Source organism: Ramlibacter cellulosilyticus, from assembly GCF_014297465.1.
Taxonomy (GTDB): domain Bacteria; phylum Pseudomonadota; class Gammaproteobacteria; order Burkholderiales; family Burkholderiaceae_C; genus Ramlibacter; species Ramlibacter cellulosilyticus.
Genome location: NZ_JACORT010000024.1, coordinates 1 through 1,904, shown reverse-complemented (window position 1 = coordinate 1,904; position 1,904 = coordinate 1). Strand labels below are relative to the sequence as shown.

Sequence of the window (1,904 nt, the reverse complement as noted above, 5' to 3'; positions counted from 1 at the left end):
GCGGGCGTGCTGCTGGACGACTACCAGTACACGAGCAACTCCGGCGTGGTGGACGTCACCTTCGGCCAGCGCGTGCGGGTGGCCGACGACTTCGCCGATGCGGACCGGGCCGGCAAGGTGTATGAGTTCATGGGCACGGATGCCCTGGGCCTGGGGCGCGACCTCGCTGCCCAGGACTACTCGGACTTCGAGTTGTGGAAGGAGCTCACGGAGACGTCGCTCGTCACGGAGAGCACTTCGTATGCCGTGCTCTCCGAGATCGGCCTGGCGCTGAACAAGGATGGGCTGGTGGGCTCCGCCTCCAGCTACTACGGCCTGGTGGACCGCAACGACGTCCGCAGCGACGTCACCGCGTGGATAGACGACGCACTCGTCACGGCCGACGGCTCCATCACGATCACGGCGCTGGAAACGGCCACGATCAATGCCACCGAATCGAGCGTGGTGCAGCCCTGGGAAGGCGCCGGCGGCATCATCGCCACGAACATGGTCCTGTCGCAGGCACAGGCCTATGCGACCGACAGCACGCTGACATCGGGCGCGGACCTGGCGCTCACCGCGCGCAACGATTCCAGCATCACCGCCACCGCTGACAGCGTGATGGAGGCGTGGGACAACTACAGCTTCGTGGTGGCGTTCAACTCCATCGGCTGGAACGCGCAGAACATCCTGTTCAACGCGGTGGACACGCTGATCGGGGATCCGCTGATTTCCGAGGCGTTCGACGGCGAGAACCCGGCGGGGGTCAAGGCCTACCTGCTGGACACGGAAGTGGCCGCGGGCGGCGACGTGACGCTGGTCGCCGAATCGACGGCTGGCATCGACGCGACGCTGGGCAATGAAGCGACGGCCGAAGCGGCGCTGGACATCGTCTTCAGTGCGCAGTACGCGGCCTCCGGCGTGGCCGGCGGCGCCGGCTTGGCGAGCAACAAGGTCAGCAGCCGGGCAGAAGCGTCGATCGACTACAGCGACGGCTACACGGGCGCGAAGCAGGTCACGGCCGGCGGGGCACTCACCCTCTCAGCCTCCGACGCCGCCTCCGTCACCTCCACCAGCACCATCGTGCAGACGGCCGTCACCAGCAACACGCTGGCGGGCCTGACGGACATCGCACAGAACTTCCTGATCCCGGGCGCCTACGACTACAGCACCGCCTCCGGCACGCGCACGGTCTCCTGGGGCGAGCGGGTGCGGCTGGGCGCCGACTACACCGGCGGCGGCGACGCTGGCGCCGTCTACGAGTACACGGGTCTCAGCGACGCCGAATACCACCTGGGCAACACCAACTTCGCCACCGGCCTGTGGCACAAGCTCACCGGCGGCGCCGACGACCTCGACGACCTGTACCCGAACCTGGGCAACCTGGCCGACTCTGACGCACGGGCCGTCGGCGGCCTGGTGGTGATGAACGACGTGCGCTCCGCCGTCGATGCCTTCATCACCGATACGAACGTCGACGCCGGCAGCGTCGCGATCAGTGCGCTGGAAAGCGCCACGATCCGGTCCTCGGCCGAAACCAACGTCACGGCCTCCGGCGGCAGTGCCTGGGGTTCCGGCAGCGTGCTGGCCGTCAACGGGCAGATCGTGACCAACATGGTCCTGAGCTCGGCCAACGCGCTCATCGAGGACAGCGACATCGCCACGACCACGGGCGACGTCACCCTGGAGGCGAAGAACGACAGCCTGCTCGACGCCACCCTCAACAGCGCCTTGTCCACCGGCGAGAGCGGCTTCAGCTTCGCGCTGGCCTTCAACTCCCTGGGCTGGAAGCCGCAGAACGTGCTGTTCAATGCGGTGGACGCCTTGCTGGGCGATCCGCTGATCTCCGAAGCCTTCGACGGCGAGCAGCCGGCCGAAGCGACCGCGATCATCCGCAACTCCGACGTCGACGCCGCGGGCAACAT

1 protein-coding gene is annotated in these 1,904 nt (G+C 67.6%); it reads left to right on the top strand.

Features of this window, described 5'->3' with window-relative positions; translation table 11 throughout:
* A partial coding sequence (locus tag H8N03_RS25935; protein ID WP_187079149.1) for a hypothetical protein occupies window positions 1-1,904 on the top strand: 1,904 nt, incomplete at both ends.